Here is a 22,279-nt window from a genome sequence, read left to right as displayed (position 1 = left end):
AGAGGCGCTTCCGAGAGGTCGCGGGGACCGGCTGGCGCCGACCCCGGACAAGGGCGTCATTCTCGGGCGAAGCGAAGCGCGGAGCCCTGAGAATCTCTGGCGAGAGATGCCCGGGTCAAGCCCGGGCATGACGGATGCTGCTTACGACGACTTCTTCTTGCGGAGTTCGTCGACGAACTTGTTCAGCTCTATGATCGGCTCGTAGGACTTGTTGTCGACGGCGACGAGCGGGCCCTGCTTGCCTTCATAGATCTTGTCGAAGGCGACCTTGTCCTTGGTGGCGAGGTTCAGCACCGCGTCGCGGATCTTGGCCTTCAGGTCGTCGGGCAGGTCGGTGAGATAGGCCATCGGCGAGTTCACGATCTGCTCGGACTTGTAGATGATCCGGAAATCCTCGGCCTTGACCATGTTCTTGCGGGCCATGCGCAGGAGGTTCGATTCCTGCTCGTCGTTCCACCAGTTGGCGGCGATGTCGACGGTGCCCTGCTGCAGCGCGATCACCGCGTTCTCGTGGCTGCCGGTATAGACGACCTTGGAGAAGAAGGTTTCCGGCTCGATCTTCATGCCGTTGAGCACGAAGCGCGGTACGTTGTTGCCCGAGGTGGAATTGGGGTCGACGAGGCCGAGGTTCTTGCCCTTGAGGTCCTCGACCTTCTGATAGGGCGAGTCCTTCTTCACGTAGAACACCGAGTGATAGCCCTTGGTGCCGTCGAGGTTGGTCTCGATCGCGAAGGCGTCGACCTTGGCGCCGGTCATGCGGGCGCGGGCGAAGGACGCCGGGCCGTACATGCCGATATGGATGTTGCCGGCGCGCTGGCCCTCGATGATCGCGGCGTAGTCGTTGGCGATGCGCAGCGTCACCTTGGTGCCGAGCTCCTTCGAAAGGTAGTTCACGAAGGGGGTGTAGCGCTCGACGACGCCCGAGGCGTTCTCGGCCGGGATGATCGCGAAGATCAGCTCGGGATACTTCGCCTTCCAGTCCTGGGCGAAAGCAACGTTGCTAAAAGGCTGGGCGGCGGTGGCGGCAAGGCCGGCGGCGGCGAGCTTGAGGGTATGGCGACGGGTCAGCATTGGGTCTGCTCCTGGTTGCTGTCGGGATAGTCTTCTCGCGGCGCCGGCCCCGGGCCGCGCCGGCGATGCTTTGACGTCAGGCGATCTTCTGGCGGGCGCGCTTCGCTTCGGAGGCGGCGATGGCGTCGAGCGCATCCAGCGCCTCGGCCCCGGCATCCTTGGCCTCGATGCCGTAGAGCTCGRCCGCGACCTCGCGGGTCAACGCCTGCGGCACGTCGTCGAACACGACCTTGCCGGCCGACATGCCGATCAGCCGGTCGCAATACTTCGCGGCGATGTCGAGGTCGTGCAGGTTGCAGACCACGGTGATGCCGTCCTCGCGATTGATGCGGAACAGCGCGTCCATCACGACCTGGGTGTTGCGTGGGTCGAGCGAGGCGATCGGCTCGTCGGCGAGGATGATGCGCGGCTCCTGGACGAGCGCGCGGGCGATGGCGACGCGCTGCTGCTGGCCGCCCGAGAGGGTCTCGGTGCGCTGTGCAAGGAGATGTCCCATATCGAGACGCTCAAGAGCCGCGATGGCACGGATCTTGTCGTCTTCCGAGAAGCTCTTGACCAGCGTCAGCGCGACGGATCGATGGTTGAGGCGGCCGAGCAGCACATTGGTCAGCACGTCCAGGCGGCCGACGAGGTTGAACTGCTGGAAGATCATCGCCGTGTCGCGGCGCCAGCGCCGAAGCGAAGCGCCCTTCAGCGCCGTGACGTCCTGCTCCTCGCAGACGATACGGCCCGAGGTCGGTTCGGCCAGGCGGTTCAGCATGCGCAGCAACGTCGATTTGCCGGCTCCGGACCGGCCGATCACGCCCACCATCTCGCCCTTCGGGATGGACAGCGCGACATTGTCGACGGCGTTCCTGTCGCCAAAGCGCTTGGTCAGGGCTTCGATACGCAGCATGGATGGCTTCTCGGGCACGATACGGGCATGAGCGCGGCCCCGGCGGCCAAGGCCGAGGGGCAAGCGCGTCTCCATGGCGACGAGAGCTATCGGCTGCGAATGACAGCGGCGTGACAGCAGGCAGGGTAGGGCGAGTGCGGCCGGGGCCGTCTCAGACCGAGGTCAGAAGCATGTCGACGCAGGCGCCGACATAGGCCTTTCGCCTGGCGGCTGGCATCGGCCTGACGCCGAGCAGCCCGCGTGCCTGATGGAAGCCGCGCAGCATGCCGACGAACTGCTCAGCCAGCATCTCGGCCTGCGCCGGGCCGATCGGCCGCGAGAGCCCGTCGCCGATTTGTGATCGCGCGACGAGCAGGGCTGCCAGATCGTTCAGCATCCGCCTGGCGCCGGCCTCGTAAGCCACCCGGCCGAGCTCGGGGAAGCGCGGGGCTGCGCTCGCGACGAGGCGATGCAGGTCCAGCGCCGCGGGGCGCAGCATCATCTTCAGCATATCCTCGCCGAGGCGCACCAAAGTGTTGCGCAAATTCGACGCGGAAGAATTTTCGCGCAGCGGAATCGTCAACGTTTCCGTGAGCTCGGTGCAAATCGCCTTGAAGAGCGCTTCCTTATCGGCGAAATGGCTGTAGATCGTCTGTTTTGAAACACCGGCCCGATGGGCGATCTGGTCGAGACTCGCGCGTTCGAAGCCTTCCGCGAGGAAGGTTTCCGCGGCTGCGCGGGTGATGGCGTCGTGCTTGTCAGGGCGCGCACGCTCGGCGGAAGGGGATTTGGCCGGATTTGTCTCGGTTTGAGCAGAGGCGAGCAGGCGAGCCTTGGCGCCGTTTCGCCGGTGCGATTTCGGCACGGGTCTTGCCTCGGCAATCGCCGGGTCGGTGAGAAGGGTCGCCCGGTGTCGGCGGAGGGGGGTGTCAGCCATGCTTCCGCCCACTAAGCCTCTTATCAAACTGGACCGTCCAGTCTAAGATAGTCCTGCGGTATCGGAGCGTCCAGTCTTATGAAGCGGTTTCTCCTCCTCGTTTTAGTCGCGGCGCTCGCCGGCGGCGGCTATTACGCCTACCGCAACCAGCGCGCCGGTACGCAGCAGGCACAGGCCAGTGCGGTCTCCGGGCCGCGCGCGGTGCCGGTCGAGGTCGCCTCCATCGAACTGATGACCGTCAACGAGGAGGTCGAGGCCCTCGGCACGCTCGCGGCGGATGAATCCGTGGTCATCGCCCCCGAAATCGCCGGCCGCGTCATCGCGCTCGGCTTCAAGGAGGGCGAGCGCGTCAAGGCCGGGCAGGAGTTGGTCAAGCTCGATACCGCGATCCTCGATGCCGAGCTGAAGCAGGCGCAGGCCGATCTCGGCCTCGCCCGTGACACGAATGACCGGCTGAAGTCGCTGGTGTCGCGCGGCTCGGGCACGCAGGTCGCGCTCGATGAATCGACGGCCAAGCTCGCTTCCACCGAGGCGCGCGTCCAGCTCGCCAAGGCGAAGCTCGCGCAATCGACCATCGTCGCGCCGTTCAACGGCGTCGTCGGCCTGCGCGCGGTCAGCGTCGGCGACTATGTCTCTGTCGGCAAGCAGCTGATCACCCTGACCAACATCGATCCGATCAAGGTCGATTTCCGCGTTCCCGAAATCTATCTGAGCCGCCTCAAGACCGGCCAGCCGGTGCAGACGCGGGTCGATGCGGTCGCCGATCGCACCTTCACCGGCCGGATCTTCGCGATCGATCCCGTCGTCGACGTCAACGGCCGCGCGATCCGCCTGCGCGCCAACATCCCCAACGCCGATCTCACCCTGAAGCCCGGCCTGTTCGCCCGGCTGACGATCACCGTCGACCAGCGTGAGAACGCCATCGTAGTGCCCGAGATGGCCGTGGTGCCTGATGGCATCGGCAAGATGATCTACGTCGCCGAAAACGGAAAGGCGCGCCGCGTCGCCGTCGAGCTCGGCAAGCGGCTGCCCGGCAAGGTCGAGATCGTCAAGGGTCTGACGCCCAAGATGCAGATCATCACCGCCGGCCAGATGCGCTTGCGCGACGGCAGTGCAATCTCCATCAAGGAGAAGCCCGTCCAGACGAGCCAGCTCTGATGAGCCTGTTCGAGCTCTTCGTCCGCCGGCCCGTCCTCTCGACGGTGCTGAGCCTGCTGGTGATGCTGATCGGCATCGTCAGCTATGGCCGCCTCACCGTCCGCGAATATCCCAATATCGACGAGCCGATCGTCTCGGTGCAGACGGTCTATCGCGGCGCCTCCGCCGAGATCATCGAGACCCAGGTCACGCAGATCCTGGAGAACTCGATCGCCGGCATCGAAGGCATCGAGATCATCTCCTCGGCCAGCCGCCAGGAGCGCAGCCAGATCTCCGTGCGCTTCCGCCCCGACATCGATCCCGACGTCGCGGCCTCCGACGTGCGCGACCGCGTCAGCCGCGTGCGCGGGCGCATGCCGGACGAGATCGACGAACCGATCATCGCCAAGGTCGAGGCGGATTCGCAGCCGATCCTCTATCTGTCGCTGACCAGCACGCGGCACAGCCCGCTCGAGCTCACCGATTTCGCCGACCGCTTCATCGCCGAGCGCGTCCAGAACATCACCGGCGTCGCCGAGGTCCGCATCCTCGGCCAGCGCCAATATGCGATGCGCATCTGGCTCGATCGCTCGCGCCTCTCGGCCTACAACGTCACGGTCCAGGAGATCGAGGCGGCGGTCCGCGCCCAGAACATCGAGATCCCGTCGGGCCGGATCGAGAGCAGCGCCCGCGAATTCACGGTGCTGTCGCAGACCAGCCTGGTCACGCCGGAGCAGTTCCGCGAGATCGTCGTCAAGGACGCCAACGGCTTCCCGGTCAAGGTGAAGGATCTGGCGCGGGTCGAGCTCGGTGCGCTGGAAGAGCGCAACGCCGCCTGGTTCAAGGGCTCGCCATCGGTGACGGTGGGCATCGTCAAGCAGGCCACCGCCAACCCGCTCGACGTGTCCAGCGGCGTCCAGGCTGCCTTGCCCGGCATCATCGAGGACCTGCCGGACGGCATGTCGATCGCGACCTCCTACGACACCTCGATCTTCATCGATCGCTCGATCAAGGCGGTCTACCAGACGATCGTCGAGGCCATCGTCCTCGTCGTCCTCATCATCTTCATCTTCCTGCGCTCGCTGCGTGCGACGCTGATCCCGCTGGTGACCATCCCGGTCTCGCTGATCGGCTCCTTCGCGCTGATGTATGCGCTCGGCTTCACGGTCAACACGCTGACGCTGCTCTCGATGGTGCTCGCCATCGGCCTCGTCGTCGACGACGCCATCGTCGTTCTCGAGAACGTCCATCGCCATGTCGAGGACGGTATCGAGCCGACCAAGGCGGCGGTGCGCGGCATCAACGAGATCGCCTTCGCGGTGGTGGCGATGACGCTGACGCTGGTCGCGGTCTATGCGCCGATGGCGTTCTCGACCGGCCGCACCGGCAAGCTCTTCATCGAGTTCGCGCTCACGCTCGCGGGCGCGGTGCTGGTCTCGGGCTTCGTCGCGCTGACGCTGACGCCGATGATGTGCGCCAAGCTGCTGCGCCACCACGACAAGCATAGCTGGCTGTACAACGTGCTGGAGCGCGGCTTCGACGGGCTGTCGCGGGGCTACAAGGCCTCGCTGCGCGCCGCGCTCAGCGTGCGCCCGCTCGTCGTCCTGCTCGCGGTCGGCGTCGCCGGCTGCGGCTATTACTTCTTCACCCATCTGCGCTCGGAGCTGGCGCCGGTCGAGGATCGCGGCACGATCAACGTCATCGGCGTCGCTCCGGAAGGCGCGACCATGTCCTTCACGGCGGACTATGCCCGGCGGGTCGAGGAGTATTTCAGCAAGATCCCGGAGGTGGATACCTATCTCGTCATCGTCGGCTTCCCCGACGTGACGCGCGCCATCGCCTTCGCCCGGCTCAAGCCCTGGGAGGAGCGCCAGCGCAAGCAGCAGGATCTCGTCGCCGACATCACCCGCGACCTCGGGCAGATCCCCGGCATCCGCCTGTTCGCCAACAACCCGCCCTCGCTCGGCCAGGGCGGCGCCAACAGCAAGCCGGTCGAGTTCGTGCTGCGCTCGTCGGAGCCCTATGCGCAGCTCAAGGCCTATGTCGATCAGGTGATGGCGGAGGTCGCCGATTCTCCGGTGCTGTCGAACGTCGAGACGAACCTCATCCTCGACAAGCCGCAGTTCAAGGTGACGATCGACCGGCAGCGCGCCGCCGATCTCGGCGTCGGGGTCGATGTCATCGGCCGGACGATGGAGACGCTGCTCGGCGGGCGCCAAGTCACGCGCTTCAACATGAACAGCAAGCAGTACGACGTGATGCTGCAGGTCGCCGGTTCCGAGCGCAACACGCCGCAGGCCTTGCAGTCGATCTACCTGATGGGCCGCAACGGCGCGGTGGTGCAGCTGTCGAGCCTCGTCAAGATCGACGAGACCGTCGCGCCCAAGGAGCTCGTGCGCTTCAACCAGCTGCGCTCGGCCACCATCACCGCCTTGCCTGCGCCGGGCTATTCGCTCGGCGACGCGCTCAAGGTGCTGGAGGATGCGACGGCGCGCGTGCTGCCCAACACGGTCCAGATCGACTATTCCGGCCAGAGCCGCGAGTTCAAGCAGTCAGGCGCGAGCATCTTCCTCGTCTTCCTGCTGGCGCTCGGCTTCATCTATCTGGTGCTGGCGGCGCAGTTCGAGAGCTTCGTCGATCCCATCGTGATCATGGTCTCGGTGCCGCTCTCGCTGACCGGCGCGCTGGCCGCGCTCTACTTCACCGGCGGGACGATGAACGTCTACAGCCAGATCGGCCTGATCACGCTGGTCGGCCTGATCACCAAGCACGGCATCCTGATCCTGGAGTTCACCAACCAGCTGCGCGAGGAGGGCAAGGAGATGATCGACGCCCTCGTCGAGGCGGCGGAGCTGCGCCTGCGGCCGATCCTGATGACCACAGGCGCGATGGTGCTCGGCGCCGTGCCGCTCGCGATCGCCCATGGCGCCGGTGCCGAAAGCCGCTCGCAGATCGGCTGGGTCATCGTCGGCGGCATGACCTTCGGCACGCTGCTGACGCTCTATGTGGTGCCCGTCGCCTACAGCTACCTCGCCCGCAAGGTCCACGGCTCGCGCCATGGCGCGCATGACGAGGTGCAAGGGGCGCATCCGCATCCGGCGGAGTAGGCGTCCTCGCCGTCATTCTCGGGCGAAGCGTAGCGCAGACCCGAGAATCTCCGGACGGGATGGCGCAGGAGCCTCTTTCGGCATGATATGCTCGGGTCAAGCCCGGGCATGACGCCTCGGCCCGGCCACGGCAGGGCTGAGCCCAAACTTATCCCCGCTGCTCCACCCATGCCTATCCTGCGCGCGTCCYATCCGACCGAGGGGCTTCGCGAGGCATCGTGGGCCGGATGGGWTTGCGGGCTTCGCGTCCCGGACCGTTGCGGGTCCGCTCGATCGCCGCGCGTCCGATTGGACGCGATAACGGTGATCGATTTATCCAATATCGCATCGGAAACATCCGATGCGATAGCGCGGAGGTGCCGACTTCGTCCGGGCCCAACAGGCAGGCCCGCTCCTTCGCCGGAACCCAGAACGAAGCGGAACCCCCAGATACCCGTGCGCGGAGCCGGGCAGCGCGAGGTCGTCGCTGTTCGACACCATCGACATCGACTCGACATCGGCCCGCAGCCGTCGACTGCGAAACGCCGCCCGGCTCCGCGAATCCCTCGGATGTCCAAGCCCGAAACCCCGCAGGCTCAGGCCTGACGGGGCTTTCGGTGCGCTACTGCAACCTGACCGACACGCTCTCGCTGGCCCCGGTCGCATCGATGACCGATATCCGCATGAAGCCCTTGCCGGGCGGCTGCCAGGCGGCTTCGCGGCGGCGCTGCGGGCCGGTGACCGGCGTGCCGTCGACCAGCCAGGTATAGGGCGGGGCGCCGCCGGCCGCCTTGAGGTTGAGCTGGCTCCGCCCGTCGAGGCTCGCGGCCGACAGGTCGATGCGGGCGCCGTCGGGCGGGAAGGCGAGCTTGAGCGTCGGCGTCGTCATCGCCATGACGGTCTTCGGCACATCCTGCCTGAGATGCCTGAGAGGCGGCGGCAGATGGCTGGTGCTGGCGACGATGGCGTCGGATGGCTGCGGGAAGGGTCGCTGGTCGATGCCGAGCCGGGCGAAGGCGTCGAACAGGATCGGCGCAGCCACCGTGCGGCCGACGAGGCCGGGCACGGCGCCATTGTCGGCTCGGCCGACCCAGACGCCGATCGTGTGCTTGCGGTCGAAGCCGACGGCCCAGGCGTCGCGATAGCCATAGGAGGTGCCGGTCTTGTAGGCGATGCGACCGGGCACGGCGTTGAGCGGCGGCGGCGCGCCGAGCAGCGTATCGGCGACATACCAGGCAGCGACGGGGTCGACGAGGCGTGGCGCGGGCGGGCTCAGCCCGGCCTGTTCCTTGAAGCGCAGCGGCACCAGTTCGCCGCCGCGCGCCAGCCCGACATAGGCGCGGGTCAGATCCTGCAGGGTGATGCCGAGCCCGCCCAAGCCCACGGCGAGGCCGGGCGCGCCGCTCTCCTTCGGCATGGCCAGCGCGATGCCGGCATCGCGCAGCCGCGAGACGAAGCGCTGCGGGCCGAGCGCCGAGAGCAGCTCGACGGCCGGCACGTTGAGCGAGAGCTGGAGCGCCTTGCGCGCACTGACCATGCCCTGGAAGGTCATGTCGAAATTTTCGGGGATGTAGATGCCGTAGCGCGCCGGACGATCCTCCAGCATCGTCTCGGGATGGGCGATGCCGTTATCGAAGGCGAGGGCGTAGATGAAAGGCTTCAGCGCCGAGCCGGGCGAGCGCAGCGCCCGCGTCAGGTCTAGCGAGCCCGCCCGCTCGGCCGCGAAGTAATCGACACCCCCGACTGAAGCCCGGACCTCGCCCGTCTCGTTGTCGACGGCGAGGATGGCGATCGAGATTTGTGGTGCCAGTCCGAGGCTGCGCTCGCGGGCGAGGCCTTCGAGGGAGGCCTGCAGCCGTGCGTCGAGCGCGAGCTTGTGGACGCGCAGCGCCGGCGCTTCCGCTACGACCTGCTCCGCGACATGCGGGCTCAAATTCGGGAAGGGGCGGCGCGCGGTCGGGATCGGCTCGTTGCGGGCGGCGGCGACCTCGTCCGATGTCGTGAGGCCGGCCTGCTCGACCCGTTCCAGCACGCGCTCGCGCGCTTTGCGGGCGGCCTCGGCGAAACGGTCCGGCCGGCGCGTCTCGGGCGATTGCGGGAGGGCGACGAGCAGAGCTGCCTCGGCAGTGGAGAGCCGCTTCGGCTCCTTGCCGAAATAGGCGAAGCTCGCGGCGCGCACGCCTTCGAGATTGCCGCCGAAGGGAGCCAGCGTGAGATAGAGGTCGAGAATCCCTGCCTTGTCGAAGCGCCGTTCCAGCTCGACGGCGCGCACCGCCTGCCGCAGCTTGGCGGCGAGCGTTCGCTCCTCGCGCGGTTCGAGCAGCCGCGCGACCTGCATGGTCAGTGTCGAGCCGCCGGAGACGACGCGGCCATTCGCCAGCATCTGGCTGATGGCGCGCAGCATCCCGAGCGGGTCGATGCCGGCATGGCCATCGAAGCGCTTGTCCTCGAAGGCCTTGAGCATGGCGAGATAGCGCGGGTCGACATCCTCGCTGGTGACGGGCAGCTTCCAGCGCCCGTCGGCGGTGAGGAAGGGCCGCAGCAGCTTGCCCTCGCGGTCGAGCACCACGGTCGAGCGCTCGGCCGCGGCCGAGAGGTCTAGCGGGGGCAGGGAGCGGGCGTAGAGGGCGAGGGCGCTGGCTCCGGCGATAGCTGAGACGGCGAGTGCGCCCGCGGCGATCTTCAGTTTGCGAAAGAGCCCACGGTGCGCCGTCATGCTCGGGCTTGACCCGAGCATCTCCTTGTCGAGATTCTCGGGTCTGCGCTGCGCTTCGCCCGAGAATGACGGATGGGGCGTCTCCTTGCCCATCACCGCGCCGAACTGATCTCCACCGCGCCGAAACCCGTCCGGCCGAAGCGGTCGGGCCGGTACATGTCCTCGATCACGGCGGCGGGGGAAACGTATCGGCCGGGCGAGACCGCTCGCGCGATATAGGCGACGGTGTAGGAGAGCTTGTCGGTCTTCGAGCCCGAGCGCTCGAAGGCGGCGACATAACGGTCGTCGCGCGACTCGGTATGAACAGGCGAGACCTCCTGCTTCAGCCAGTCGAGCCCCGCGACCGAGGCGCCCTCGGTCAGGTTGGCGTTCTCGATCTCCAGCCCGGCCGGGACGGGGTCGACCAGCAGCAGCCTTCCATAGCGCGGCGCGCCCTCGGTCACGGTCAGCGCCACGACATAGCGCTCGTTCTGGCGCAGGCGCGCGGGATCGGCCCGCTCGCCCTTCATCGTGTAGATCACCCGCTCCAGCCCAAAGCCCTGGTTCAGCGCCGGTTCGGGCGCGCTCGGGATGCCCGCCACGGTGATGACGGCCTGTGCGCTGGCCGCGCCGGGATTGGAGATGATCAGGGACTTCGCCTCCAGCGCCTCGGCCGAGAGCGTGCGATAGAGCGCGCCTTTCCGGGCCGTGCCGTCCACCGTCAGCGTCATGCCCTCGGCATCCTTGGCCATGGCCTGCGCCGCCAGCACCATCCACATCTGCTCCTGCGTCGAGGTGTAGCTGTAGCGGGCGCTGTTGCGGGTGGCGTCGAGGATCGAGACGGCGCGGCTGATGTCGGCGCGCTCGCCATTGGCCTCCGCGATCAGTGCGAGCACGCCGGCGCCGTCGCGCAGGCGCGAGCCGTAATCCGGCCGCGAGAGACCGTCATCACCAGCCTGCTGCAAGAGCCCGAGCGCGCTGGTGAAAGCGGCGCGGCCGCGGCCGCGATCGCCCAGCGCCGAGAGCGCCGCGCCGATCTGGGCGCGGGCGAGCGGGGTCGCGAAATCGCCGAGCTTGTTGTCGGCGAGATAGCGGAGATCGCCCATCACCGGCCGGCCGTTGCGGGCGAGCACATAGAGCGCATAGGCGATGCCGGCCGCTTCCTCCTTGTTGATGTCGCCGGTGTTGACGACTTGGTTGCGCAGGCGGTCGAGCGCGAGGTTGAAGGCGATCTGCGGCACGGCGAACTGCTTCTCGCGAGCCCGCGTCAGGAAGTCTGCGACGAAGGCGTCGAGCCACAAATCCTCGCCGCCGACGCTCCACAGGCCGAAGGAGCCGTTGCCGCCCTGGCGGGCAAGCACGCGCTCGATCGCGTTCTGCACGCGCTCGTCGGCCTTGTCGTCGAGGGCGAGCTGCTCCATCGAGGCGAGCTGATTGACCGCTAGCAGCGGCAGGGCGCGCGAGACGGTCTGCTCGGTGCAGCCATAGGGGTAGCGGTCGAGCGCCTTGAGCAGGCCGGGCACGTCGAGCGAGCCGAAGGGCGAGACCGTCACCGAGACCTGGCCCGAGTTCGGCACGAGATCGGCCATCAGGTCGGAGGAGACGGTGATCGCCCCGCCATTGCCGGGGATGGCCCGGACGATGCGGCGAGCGATGGTGGCAGCCGAGGGCTGCACGCGCACGGCGAGGTTCTGCACCGTGCCGATGCCGTTCGGGCCGGAGACGCGCACGTCGAACTCGGCGCGGCCGAGGCCGGCGGCGGTGACCGGGATCGTCATCTGCGTCTTGGCGCCGGCCGCGAGCTGCATCGTGCGGCGCGTCGCGTCGGCCGCGACCACCACCGGGCCCTTCACGTCGAGATCGACGGTATAAGCGCCGGCAGGACCCTCGACATTGTCGACCTGCAGATGGAAGCGCGATTGGTCGCCGATGGCGAGGAAGCGCGGCAGCGTCGCCTGCGCCACGATTTGGTCGCGCACGATCACGTCGGCGCTGGCCTGGCCGGTGCGCCCGGTCGACCAGGCGACGCCCATGACGCGGACCGAGCCGTTGAAGGCGGGCATGTCGAAATCGATCTTCGCCGTGCCGTCAGCCCCGACCCTGACCACGCCGGAATAGCGGGCGAGCGGCTCTTGCGTCGGCTTCTCACCATCCATCTTGGGTGCGGCATCGCCGCCGGTGCGGATCGCACCGCGCGTGCCCTGCATGCCGTCGATCAGATAGCCGTAGAGGTCGCGCAGGTCGTGGCCGAGCTGGCGCTGTCCGAAGAAGAACTTGCTGGGATCAGGGCTCTCGTAGCGGGTGAGATTGAGGATGCCGATATCGACGGCCGCGAGCGTGACATAGGCCTCCTCGCCGGCCTTCATGCCGGTGACCTTGACCGGAAGCGACAGCGTCGAGAGCGGACGCACCAGCTGCGGCGCGCCGAGATCGACAGCCAGCGTGCGCTGTTCCTTGCCGATCTGGAACCAGGACAGGCCGATGGCGCGGCCGGGCAGGCGCTTGGCGGCGGTATCCATGGGCCGATGCGCGAGCACGACGAGATAGGCGCTGGCGCCCCATTCCGCTTTCACCGGGATCGAGGCGGTGGTGCCGCCTTCCGCGATGTCGATGGTGCGGATATCCGCGACCTTGTCGGTGATCACCGCGAGCGTCGCCTTTCCGGCGAAGCGCGGCGAGAGGCGGAGCTGCAGGCTCTCGCCATCGGCGTAAGCAGCCTTGTCCAGCGCGACGTCGAGCACATCCGGCGTATCCGCCGTCTTGTCGCTCTCATAGCCGACGCTGAAGGAAACGGAGGTCTCGGCGGCCTCGTTGCCGTCAGAGGTCACGTCGAGCCGGTAATTGCCCCATTCGACGGGTGCCGCGATCCTGGCGCCTGCGGCTTCCGCCACCGCGATCTCGCCATCGGCGACACGGCGGGTGGTCTTGACGCCCTCATAGTTCCAGCGGCCGTCCTGGAAGAACCACTGGTAGTTGCGACGGACCTTCGACAGCACCCATTTGACGCCGGGGCGGGCGAGGCGCTTGCCGTCGCCGGTGGCCATGATGACTTCGAAATTCGCGGTCTGGCCGTTGCCGAGATCGCCGTCCCTGAAGAGCTTCTTCACGCCGATAGCGGCGCCCTTGGGCACGATCGGCAGGGTGACGGAGCGGGCGATGGCGCGCCCGCCGGGTTCGCCGACGCGCACGGTCATCTCGACCTCGAGCGGGCGGTTGGTGTCGGGCTGCTGGACCGGATTGGTGATCACCGCCTTGCCGGCAGCGTCGGTGGTGGCACTCTCTTCGAACTCGCTCTGGACCGGCTCGAACTCCTCGTCGGTCAGGCCGACCTGATAATCCTTGAAACCGGGGATGGCGCTCGCGCCCGCCGCGCGGATCGTCATCGAGCCGGTGACGTCGAGCGCGGAGCCCGGCGCGCCGTAGAGATAGCGCGCGTTGACGTTGAGCTCGGCCGGCTCGCCGGCCTGCAGCAGCGGCGTCTTGGGCGACAGCGTCAGCTCCAGCCGCTCGGGGACATAATCCTCGACGAGGAAGGAGGTCTCGCCGATCGCCTGCCCCTTCGGGTCGGAATAGGCGAGGACGCGCCATGTCCCGGTCGCCGCGCCGGAGACGAGCTGGATCGAGTGGGCCCGCCCACCCGCGCCCTGATCCTCGACCTGGCGGCGGCGATACTCGACGCCATCCGGGCGCTTGACGACGAGGGTCAGCGGCAGGCCGGTGACGGCCGCACCCTTGGCGTCGCGCAGCAGCGACGTCAGATAGACCGTCTCGCCCGAGCGATAGACGCCGCGCTCGGTATAAAGATAAGCGTCGAGCCCGGCCGGCGCGACGCGGCCCTTCACGCCGCGATCGGACAAGTCGAAAGCGGTCTGCTTCAGGTCGAGGAAGCCGTAATCCTCGGCGAGCGAGGCGGTGACGAGGCCCGGCGCATTGCCACCCTGGCCCTTGCCCAATCCGGCATCGAAGCGGGCATAACCGTTGCCGTCCGTCTTCGCCGTGCCGAGTACCTCGTTGTTGCGGGCGACCAGGCGCAATTCCGCATTGGCGACCGGCTTCGCATCGGCGAGCGAGCGGGCCAGCACATGCACGCCGTCGGGGCCGGTGAAGGAGGTCAGGCCGAGATCGGAGACGACGAACCACTGCGTCGCCCGGGTGGAGCCATCATCATAGTCGCCATCGTCGCCGGAGGGCGCCGCGACCGGCCCGCCCGAGGGCTTGGCGAACATCACGTAGACGCCGGGCTTGAGGCTGCCGACAGCCTCCGTCACCGGGAAGGCGGTGATCACGTCCTGATTGAGCTCGGACTTCACGTCCATCGTGCCGGTCCAGACGCTCTGGCCTTTGTCGCCGGAAATCTGCTTGGCGGAATAGGAGCCGAGCTGGCCGAGGAAGTCGTCGGAATGGACGGAGTTGATCAGGTTGCGGTCGCCGATCCGCATCACCTCGAGGTCGAGCTTTCCCGAGTTGACCGAGACGACCGGAATGCCCTGCTGGCCGGTGCGCGGCAGCACGTAGTTCTTGCCGGTGAAGCGAACGGAAGGCGTGCGGTCGCGGACATAGATTTCGTAATCGGCCGATTTCAGCAGGGTTTCGTCGGGGATGGCGGAGGGCACGCCCTGACGGATGACGATGGCATAACGCTCGCCATGCTTGAGCCCGTCGACGCAGATCTGCTTGTCCTCGGCGCTGACGGCGAAGTCGCCTTTCCCGCCTGAGATCGCGACATAGGGCGCGAAATCGACGCGGCCGCGCGCCAGCGCTTCCGAGAATTCGAAGCAGGCGCGCGGCGAGGCGGCGTCGGAATCGGTCTTGTTGGAGATCAGGCGGAAGCCGCGCTTCTCGCGCAGGCTCTCATAGGAGCTTTGCAGCGCTGGATTGGCGGCGAGGTCGAGGCTGAGGCGATAGCTGGTCAGCGCCGGGCGCCACAATTCGTTCTTCTCGAAGGTGCGGGCGAGCACGCCCAGCGACGCGGCCTCGTCATTGCGGTTGGTCGCTCGGCTGTAGGCGAGATAGGCGGCGCTGATCGCGCGCTCGCGCAGCTCCCAGCGCTCGCGATAGTCGCGCGGCTCGATGGCGTTGGCGGCGCGCGCCATCAGGCGCCAGCCGGCGGCATTGCTGGAATCGGCGACGATCGCGGCATTGGCCTGGGGCAGGGCGGCGCGGGCGTCGCCGCGGGCGAGCGCGATCTCGCCGGCCCGGATCGCATCGGCGGCGGAGCGGTTCCCGGCCGAGACCTCGCGCTTCAGGCGCTCCTCCAGCCGCTGCCCATCGGCGAGCAGGTCGTTTCGGACATAGGCCTTCTGGGCGAAGGCGGGTGCGGCTGCGAAGACGAGGCAGAGGGTGAGCGCGAGACGGGATAGCAGGGTCATCGTCGTTCCTCTTCGTCGGCCGCCCGCCAGCGTCGCCGGAGATTGCCTCGGGCGGATGACGGCGTGAGCGGGGCCGGCAGGCTATCACCGCCCGGCGCGCGTTCAAGTCATGCGAATGCAGGTCGCGGGGTGAAAGCTGAAGGGCCATCTCTTCGGGCTTATTGAACTCCGCCGTCATTCCGGGACTTCGCGATAGCGAAGGGACCGGAACCCAGAACCGATGCCTTTCGACAGAAAGCTCTCTGCTCTGGCCTCTTCTATCGGCCGCACCGGTTCTGGGTTCCGGGCTCATGCCTGCCATGCCCCGGATGACCGGCATCTCGGTTGCGGCGCCACGCATTCTGACGCTCAATGCAGCCGCTAGTCCGTTTTCCAAGGATCTGATGATGCCGCGCGCGCTTCGACCTCATTCGCGAAAGAACTCCGTCGCGGCCGCCGCGCTGGCGCTCGCGATGCTGGCGGTGCCGCTTGCGGGGGCATGGGCGCAGGCTCCCGGCGCGCCGGCTCAGGCTGCCAATCCGCAGATGGCGGCGGCGCAGGCGAGCTTCGAGGCGCTGCCCGAGGCCGAGCGCAAGGCGATCCAGTCCGACCTGATCTGGGCCGGGCAGTTCAACGGCGCGGTCAGCGGCTCGTATGGTCCGCTGACCTTCCGGGCGATCAACGCCTTCAAGGGCGCGCGCGGCCCGGCCGATGGCGTGCTGGCGCCGGCCGATCGAGTCGCCCTGGCGAGGGCCGCGCAGGCTGCGCGCGATGTCGCGGGCTTCCGCGTCCTGGCCGACGACAAGACCGGCGTGCAGATCGGCATTCCCTCCAAGCTCCTGCCAAGGCGCGACGCGACGCCCACGGGCGGCAGCCGCTGGCAGAGCATCGACGAGAAGGTCACGCTTGACACCTCCGCCTCGCCGCCGGGCGAGGATCTCGCCGCGCTGTTCGAGAAGGCGACCGCGCTCAACCCGAACAATCCCGGCCGCAAGATCACCTACAAGCTGCTGCGCCCCGACTTTTTCGTGGTGACGGGCGAGACCCCGACCGGGCGGTTCTATCGCCGCCTCTCGGCCGGGCCGCAGGGCTTGCGCGGCTTCTCGATCGGCTACGACAAGGCGCTGGCGCCGACCGTCGACAAGCTCGTCATCGCCATCGCAGCGAGCTTCGAGCCGTTTCCGAGCGGTGCGGTCCCGGCCGCGCCCTCGGCCGTCGCCGGCACGGCGAGCCCGGCGCCCGGCCTGTCGTCGCTGTTGCCACCGGCCGCGCGCAGCAACGAACGCTACGGCGTCGCGCTGGCGCTCTCGGACAGGACGGCCCTGAGCGCAGCCGTCGCCATCGACGGCTGCCGCAGCCTGCGTGTCGGCGGACGCACTGCGAAGCTGCGGCTGAAGGACGATGCGAGCGGGCTCGTGCTGCTCGATCTCGATGGCGCCGGTGCGGCCAAGCTGCCGGGACTGCGCACCGAGGCGCCGGGCGCGGAGGAGGCGTTGGTTCTGGTCGCCTTCGGCGACGATGCTGGCAAACGGGCGGCCGTCGCCCTGCCGGGGCAGAGCGTCCAGGCGGGCGGCAAGCCCGCGCTGCGGGCGCCGCTGCAGCCCGGCCAGGCCGGCACCCCGGCCTTCGACCGTCAGGGCCGATTGGTCGGTGTCGTCACGGATAATCCCTCCGACAAGGTGCTGATCGCGGGCGTCGCGCCGCAGCGCAGCTATACTCTTGCCAACGGGGCGGCGATTCAGGCGATGCTGACCAAGGCCGGCACTTCGCTGCCGCCGGCCGCGGTCGGCTCCGACCTCAGCACCGGCGCGGTGGTGGAGCGGGTCACGAGCGCGGTCCTGCCCGTCATCTGCGGTCTGTGACATCGGCCAAAATGAGGTGTTGTCACCCGCCGCGCGATCGGCTCAGATAATCGCGTCACATCAAGGGCGCCCCGTTCAAGGACGAGGAGCGGCCGGACACTAAATCGATTTAGCGGAGGAGATGGGGAATGAGCGATTTCATCGACAGGCGTAGTGTGCTCAAGGGCGCCGCGGCAGCGGGCGCGGCGAGCCTGATCGCGGCGCCGGCACTGGCGCAGGCCAACTGGCCGAACCGGCCGCTGACCATGGTCTGCCCCTGGGGCGCCGGCGGCGGCACGGATGCCACCGCGCGCATCGTGGCGCAGCTTCTGGAGAAGGATCTCGGCCAGCCGGTCAACGTCGTCAACCGCACCGGCGGCTCCGGCGTCGTCGGCCATTCCGCCATCGCGACGGCGGCGCCGGACGGCTACAATATCGGCATGCTGACGGTCGAGATCGCCATGATGCATCATCAGGGCCTGACCGAGCTGACGCCTGCGAGCTACGTTCCGCTCGGGCTGATGAATGAGGACCCGCCGGGCGTGCAGGTTTCGGCGTCCGGCCCTTACAAGGACATCAAGGGGCTGGCGGACGCGATCAAGGCGGCGGCTCCCGGCAAGCTCAAGGCCTCCGGCACCGGCCAGGGCGGCATCTGGCATCTCGCGCTGATCGGCTGGCTCGTTTCCATGGGGCTGAAGCCGGACCATGTCGCCTGGGTGCCCTCGAACGGCGCGGCGCCGGCGATGCAGGATCTCGCGGCCGGCGGCCTCGACATCGTCACCTGCTCGGTGCCCGAGGGGCGCGCGATGATCGACGCCGGCAAGGCCAAGTCGCTGGCGATCATGGCGAGCGCGCGCAATCCGCAGTTCAAGGACGTGCCGACACTCAACGAGACGCTCGGCGTCAACTATTCGATCGGCGCCTGGCGCGGTATCGGCGCGCCCAAGGGCCTGCCGCCCGAGATCGCGGCCAAGCTGACGGCGGCGCTGAAGAAGGCCTTCGACTCGAAGGACTACCAGGACTTCATGAACGCGCGCGGCTTCGGCATGAAGTTCGCAGACGGGCCGGGCTTCGCCTCCTTCATGGCCGAAAGCGACAAGTCGATGGCCTCCGCCATGAAGGCGGCAGGGCTCGCCAAGGGCTAGTCGGCGCCAGACCACGACGCCGGGAGCAAGAAAGCTCCCGGCGTTTTCGTCTCTTCACGATCAGAATTCCAAGGAGGTTGCCCCTTGCAACTATCCGACCGCATCACCGGCTCCGCCCTCGCCGCGCTGGGGGCTGCCGCGTTCCTTTACGGCTCGCGATTGCCGCCGGTTCCCGGCCAGCAGGTCGGACCCTCCGCCTTTCCGATGGTCGTCGGCGCGGGGCTCGTGCTCTGCGGCGGGCTGATCGTCTTCGGGATCGGCCGGCATTTCGAGGAGGTCGCCGAGGCCGATGTCGTCAGCCATGCGACGCCGGAGGAACTCGCGCCGCTGCCGGCCTGGCGCAACTGGCTGGCGCTGCTGCCGCCGGCCCTGCTCGCCTTCTACGCGCTCGTCTCGGAGACGCTCGGCTTCCTGCCGACGGCCGCGATCATGGTGCTCGCCGCCAGCCTCGCCTTCGGCGCCAAACCGAAGCTCGCGGTGCCGCTGGCGATCATCGCGCCCTTCGCGATCAACCTGATCTTCCTCAAGCTGCTGCGCGTACCCCTGCCCGGCGGCATCCTGCCCTTCCCCTGGTGAGCGAGGCCTGACGATGGACACCGTCATCAAGGCCTTCGGGCTGGTTTTTCAATTCGACGTTATGATTGCCATTGTGGCGTCCGCCTTCTACGGCCTGACCGTCGGCGCGTTGCCCGGCCTCTCCGCCACCATGGCGACGGCGCTGCTCGTGCCGGTCACCTTCTATCTCTCGCCGATCGCGGCGGTGGCGACGATCATCACGGCCTCCGCCATGGCGATCTTCTCCGGCGACATTCCGGGCTGCCTGCTGCGCATCCCCGGCACGCCGGCCTCGGCCGCCTATACCGACGAAGCCTATGCGATGACGCGCAAGGGCCAGGCCGAGACGGCGCTCGGCATCTGCCTGTGGTTCTCGGCGCTCGGCGGCATCGCCGGCACGCTCTCGCTGATGCTGATCGCGCCGCTGCTCGCCGAGATGGCGCTGTCCTTCTCGACCTACGAGAACTTCTGGCTCGCCATGCTCGGCCTGATGTGCTCGACGCTGGTCGCCCGGTCATCGCCGATCAAGGCGATCGCGGCGATGCTGCTCGGCCTGCTCATCACCTGCGTCGGCATCGACAATCCCGGCGGCGTGCCGCGCTTCACCTTCGGCTCGACTGATCTGCTGGGGGGTATCGAGCCGATCCCTGCGCTGGTCGGCGTCTTCGCTTTGGCCGAGGTGATGCGGGCGCTGACCGAGCGCGAGCCGCCGAAGATCGAGAACCGGCGCCTCGGCTCGATCCTCAAGGGCCAGTGGCAGCTCACCAAGGAATATCCGAAGCAGCAGGCGCGCGGGAACATCGTCGGCATCATCATCGGCGTGCTGCCCGGCGCGGGCGCCGACATGGCGGCCTGGGTGAGCTATGCGATGTCGAAGCGCTTCTCGAAGACGCCGGAGAAGTTCGGCACGGGGCACCCGGAAGGGTTGATCGAGGCCGGCGCCTCCAACAACGCCTCGCTGGCCTCGGGCTGGGTGCCGGCGCTGCTCTTCGGCATCCCCGGCGACACCATCACCGCGATCGCCATCGGCGTGCTCTACATGAAGGGGCTGAACCCCGGGCCGACGCTGTTCACCCAGCAGGCCGAGAGCATGTACGCGCTCTACATCATCTTCATTCTCGGCAACATCATCATGATTCCCTTCGGCATCATCATGATCCGGCTGGCGAGCAAGGTCGTCGGGGCGCCGCGCTCGGCGGTGATGCCGGTCATCATGATCTTCTGCGCGGTCGGCGCCTTCGCGACGGCCGGCAACAACCTCTTCGCCGTCTGGTGCGTCGCCTTCTTCGGCCTCTTCGGCTTCGCGATGGAGAAGAACGGCTATCCCGTGGCCGCCATGGTGCTCGGCATCGTCATGGGCACGATGGTGGAGCAGAGCTTCGTGACGTCGCTGATCAAGTCTGATGGATCGGTGCTGCCCTTCTTCGACAGGCCGGTCTCCTCGGTGCTGGCATCGATGACCTTCGCGGCGCTGCTCTGGCCGGTGTTCTCCTGGACGCGCGACTGGCTCAAGGGGCGGCGCCGGGCGGTGGCGGCCTGAGGGTACGCAGGCAGGTTCGCGGGGAAACACTGCCGTCATTCCGGGGCGGGCCAAAGGCCCGAGCCCGGAACCCATGAACACCACGCTATTCCAGAAGCGTCGTGCTTGCCCTTGTGGCGAGCATCCACGTCTTGAGCACTGACCTCGACGAAGAAAGACGTGGATGGTCGAGACAGGCGCGACCATGACGGAAGCGCCGTGTTCATGGGTTCCGGGCTCAAGCGCTCTGCGCTTGAGCCCGGAATGACAGCTGCGGCTTCGCGAGCGCCCGCTGCTACTTCTTCAGGAACGCCGCGAAAGCCGCCATGGCTTCGGCCGAACGCAGGCGCTCGCTGAAATGGTGCGCCTCGGTACCGATGGTCTCGGCCACGGCCTGAGCCGAGCCACGCTTCAGCAGCATCTTCGTCAGCGCGACCGATTCCGGCGGCAGCGCCGCCAATGCCTTGGCCTTGGCGAGTCCGGCTTCCAGCGCCGTGCCCTCTTCGACCACCGCATTGACGAGGCCGGCATCTTCAGCCGCCTCGGCGCCGAAAGGCTCGCCCAGCATCAGGAGTTCGGCCGCCTTCTTCGAACCGGCGACGAGCGGCAGCAGGTAGCTCGACCCGCCCTCCGGCGAGAGGCCGAGCGTGACGAAGGGCAGGCGGAAGGTGGCGGTGCGGCCGGCGAAGGCGAGGTCGCAATGCAGCAGCATCGTCGTGCCGATGCCGACGGCGAAACCCTCTACGGCGGCGACGATCGGCTTCTTCGCAGTCGAGATCGCATTCAGGAAATCGATGGCGATGGTCAGGCCCTGGCCCGTTGCGGCGGCGGCCGCGAAGTCCTTGATGTCGTTGCCGCTGGTGAAGCAGCCGCCAGCGCCGGTCAGCAGGATCGCGCGGATCGAGGCATCGGCTTCGGCGGCGGCGATGGCGGCGATCAGCCCGGCATAGCTCGTGCGGTCGAGCGCATTCTTGCGGTCGGGCCGGTTCATCGTGATCTGCACGACGCCGGCCGCGACGGTTTCGCTGATGACACTCTCGCTCATCGATCCGCTCCTGATGGTGTTGCCGGGATGGCATGCGCTTTCGGGAGGGGTCAAGCGCGGCCGGATGCGTCTTTCGTCGCCGCGCTTGACATCGCGCGGGCCGGGCTCTCCCTACCCGATGGACGCCTTCGCTGCTTTGGCTAGCGAGTCGGAGCGCGGAACGAGGATTGCGGAGGCCGTCGATGACGAAGGTTCAGCTTGAGGTGCGCGGCCGGGCCGCGGTCGTCACCATCGACAATCCGCCGGTCAATGCGCTCGGTGCCGCCGTGCGCGAAGGGCTGGCGAAAGCGATCGAGACCGCCAATGCGGATGCCTCGGTCACCGCCATCGTGATCGCATCCGCCGGCAAGGCCTTCATCGCCGGGGCCGATATCAGCGAGTTCGGCAAGCCGCAGGCCGCGCCGCTGCTGCCCGATCTGCTCGACGCGATCGAGGCCTCGGCCAAGCCCGTCGTAGCGGCTATCCAGGGCGTGGCGCTCGGCGGTGGCCTCGAGGTCGCGCTCGCCTGCCATGGCCGCGTCGCGCTGCCCGTAGCGAAACTCGGCCTGCCCGAGGTCAAGCTCGGCCTCATTCCCGGCGCGGGCGGCACGCAGCGCCTGCCCCGGCTGATCGGCGCGGCGAAGGCCTTTCCGATCATGCTGTCGGGCGAACCCATTTCGGCCGGTCAGGCGCTCGAATACGGGCTGCTCGACGAGATCGTCTCCAGCGATCTCGTCGCGGCAGCGATCAGGCTGGCCGAGGGGCTGGCGGCCGAAGGGCGCCGACCTGTCACGAGCGCCGACGACGAGAGGCTGACGGAGGCGGATCGCGAGGCCTTCGAGGGGCTGGCGAAGGAGGCGCTCAGGAAAGCAGAGGGCATGCCGACCGTGCCGGCGCTAGTCGAGGCGGTCCGAAGCGCCTTCCTCCTGCCCTTTGCCGAGGGGCTGGCGGTGGAGCGCAGGCTCTTCCTCTCGCTGATCGCCGACGAACGCTCCAAGGCGCTGCGCCATGTCTTCTTCGCCGAGCGCGAGGTCGCGAAGGTGCCGG

General features: G+C 68.0%; 13 protein-coding genes. 7 read left to right on the top strand and 6 right to left on the bottom strand.

Features of this window, described 5'->3' with window-relative positions; translation table 11 throughout:
- Positions 1-141: 141 nt before the first annotated feature.
- The 3 genes from phnD to AC1DVA_RS15320 all read right to left on the bottom strand — a co-directional run bounded on the left by phnD (position 142) and on the right by AC1DVA_RS15320 (position 2,882).
- Positions 142-1,071, bottom strand: coding sequence for a phosphonate ABC transporter substrate-binding protein (gene phnD / locus AC1DVA_RS15330; RefSeq protein WP_265051400.1), 930 nt, complete (start codon positions 1,069-1,071; stop codon positions 142-144).
- Between the two features lie 76 nt (positions 1,072-1,147).
- Positions 1,148-1,966, bottom strand: coding sequence for a phosphonate ABC transporter ATP-binding protein (gene phnC / locus AC1DVA_RS15325; RefSeq protein WP_476806421.1), 819 nt, complete (start codon positions 1,964-1,966; stop codon positions 1,148-1,150).
- A 151-nt stretch (positions 1,967-2,117) separates the two neighbouring features.
- On the bottom strand, positions 2,118-2,882 hold the full coding sequence (locus AC1DVA_RS15320) for a TetR/AcrR family transcriptional regulator (protein WP_476806420.1): 765 nt from the start codon (positions 2,880-2,882) through the stop codon (positions 2,118-2,120).
- 78 nt (positions 2,883-2,960) lie between these two features.
- Between AC1DVA_RS15320 and AC1DVA_RS15315 the strand changes: the two genes are divergently transcribed.
- Positions 2,961-4,040, top strand: a complete 1,080-nt coding sequence (locus tag AC1DVA_RS15315; protein ID WP_476806419.1) for an efflux RND transporter periplasmic adaptor subunit — start codon at positions 2,961-2,963, stop codon at positions 4,038-4,040.
- Positions 4,040-7,126, top strand: a complete 3,087-nt coding sequence (locus tag AC1DVA_RS15310) for an efflux RND transporter permease subunit (RefSeq protein ID WP_265051404.1) — start codon at positions 4,040-4,042, stop codon at positions 7,124-7,126. Before AC1DVA_RS15315 ends, AC1DVA_RS15310 begins: the two co-directional genes overlap by 1 nt.
- Before the next feature lie 601 nt (positions 7,127-7,727).
- Here AC1DVA_RS15310 and pbpC read toward each other — a convergent pair.
- Positions 7,728-9,821, bottom strand: coding sequence for a penicillin-binding protein 1C (gene pbpC, locus AC1DVA_RS15305; protein WP_476806461.1), 2,094 nt, complete (start codon positions 9,819-9,821; stop codon positions 7,728-7,730).
- A gap of 92 nt (positions 9,822-9,913) precedes the next feature.
- Positions 9,914-15,169 (bottom strand): alpha-2-macroglobulin family protein, encoded by a 5,256-nt coding sequence (locus tag AC1DVA_RS15300; RefSeq protein WP_476806418.1) that lies wholly within the window; start codon positions 15,167-15,169, stop codon positions 9,914-9,916.
- A gap of 290 nt (positions 15,170-15,459) precedes the next feature.
- On the opposite strand from AC1DVA_RS15300, the gene AC1DVA_RS15295 reads away from it, so the two are divergent.
- The 4 genes from AC1DVA_RS15295 (at position 15,460) to AC1DVA_RS15280 (ending at position 20,229) form a co-directional block, all read left to right on the top strand.
- Positions 15,460-17,010, top strand: coding sequence for a serine protease (locus AC1DVA_RS15295; RefSeq protein WP_476806417.1), 1,551 nt, complete (start codon positions 15,460-15,462; stop codon positions 17,008-17,010).
- 128 nt (positions 17,011-17,138) lie between these two features.
- Positions 17,139-18,134 (top strand): tripartite tricarboxylate transporter substrate binding protein, encoded by a 996-nt coding sequence (locus AC1DVA_RS15290; RefSeq protein WP_265051408.1) that lies wholly within the window; start codon positions 17,139-17,141, stop codon positions 18,132-18,134.
- Between the two features lie 84 nt (positions 18,135-18,218).
- Positions 18,219-18,710, top strand: coding sequence for a tripartite tricarboxylate transporter TctB family protein (locus AC1DVA_RS15285; RefSeq protein WP_476806416.1), 492 nt, complete (start codon positions 18,219-18,221; stop codon positions 18,708-18,710).
- A 13-nt stretch (positions 18,711-18,723) separates the two neighbouring features.
- Positions 18,724-20,229, top strand: a complete 1,506-nt coding sequence (locus AC1DVA_RS15280) for a tripartite tricarboxylate transporter permease (protein ID WP_476806415.1) — start codon at positions 18,724-18,726, stop codon at positions 20,227-20,229.
- A 274-nt stretch (positions 20,230-20,503) separates the two neighbouring features.
- Here AC1DVA_RS15280 and AC1DVA_RS15275 read toward each other — a convergent pair whose 3' ends face one another.
- Positions 20,504-21,253 (bottom strand): enoyl-CoA hydratase-related protein, encoded by a 750-nt coding sequence (locus AC1DVA_RS15275; protein WP_476806414.1) that lies wholly within the window; start codon positions 21,251-21,253, stop codon positions 20,504-20,506.
- 182 nt (positions 21,254-21,435) lie between these two features.
- Here AC1DVA_RS15275 and AC1DVA_RS15270 point away from each other — a divergent pair.
- Positions 21,436-22,279 (top strand): enoyl-CoA hydratase/isomerase family protein (locus AC1DVA_RS15270; RefSeq protein WP_476806413.1); only part of this gene is annotated, 844 nt, incomplete at its 3' end.

Source organism: Allobosea sp. P4_C6, assembly GCF_056402015.1.
This window is presented reverse-complemented; position numbering and strand designations above follow the sequence as displayed.

Excerpts from the sequence above, each read along its gene's own strand:
- AC1DVA_RS15315 (WP_476806419.1), top strand. The coding sequence starts at position 2,961 with ATGAAGCGGTTTCTCCTCCTCGTTTTAGTCGCGGCGCTCGCCGGCGGC.
- pbpC (WP_476806461.1), bottom strand. The coding sequence starts at position 9,821 with ATGACGGCGCACCGTGGGCTCTTTCGCAAACTGAAGATCGCCGCGGGC.
- AC1DVA_RS15295 (WP_476806417.1), top strand. The coding sequence starts at position 15,460 with ATGCCTGCCATGCCCCGGATGACCGGCATCTCGGTTGCGGCGCCACGC.
- AC1DVA_RS15275 (WP_476806414.1), bottom strand. The coding sequence starts at position 21,253 with ATGAGCGAGAGTGTCATCAGCGAAACCGTCGCGGCCGGCGTCGTGCAG.
- AC1DVA_RS15280 (WP_476806415.1), top strand. The coding sequence starts at position 18,724 with ATGGACACCGTCATCAAGGCCTTCGGGCTGGTTTTTCAATTCGACGTT.
- AC1DVA_RS15320 (WP_476806420.1), bottom strand. The coding sequence starts at position 2,882 with ATGGCTGACACCCCCCTCCGCCGACACCGGGCGACCCTTCTCACCGAC.
- phnD (WP_265051400.1), bottom strand. The coding sequence starts at position 1,071 with ATGCTGACCCGTCGCCATACCCTCAAGCTCGCCGCCGCCGGCCTTGCC.
- AC1DVA_RS15310 (WP_265051404.1), top strand. The coding sequence starts at position 4,040 with ATGAGCCTGTTCGAGCTCTTCGTCCGCCGGCCCGTCCTCTCGACGGTG.
- AC1DVA_RS15290 (WP_265051408.1), top strand. The coding sequence starts at position 17,139 with ATGAGCGATTTCATCGACAGGCGTAGTGTGCTCAAGGGCGCCGCGGCA.
- AC1DVA_RS15300 (WP_476806418.1), bottom strand. The coding sequence starts at position 15,169 with ATGACCCTGCTATCCCGTCTCGCGCTCACCCTCTGCCTCGTCTTCGCA.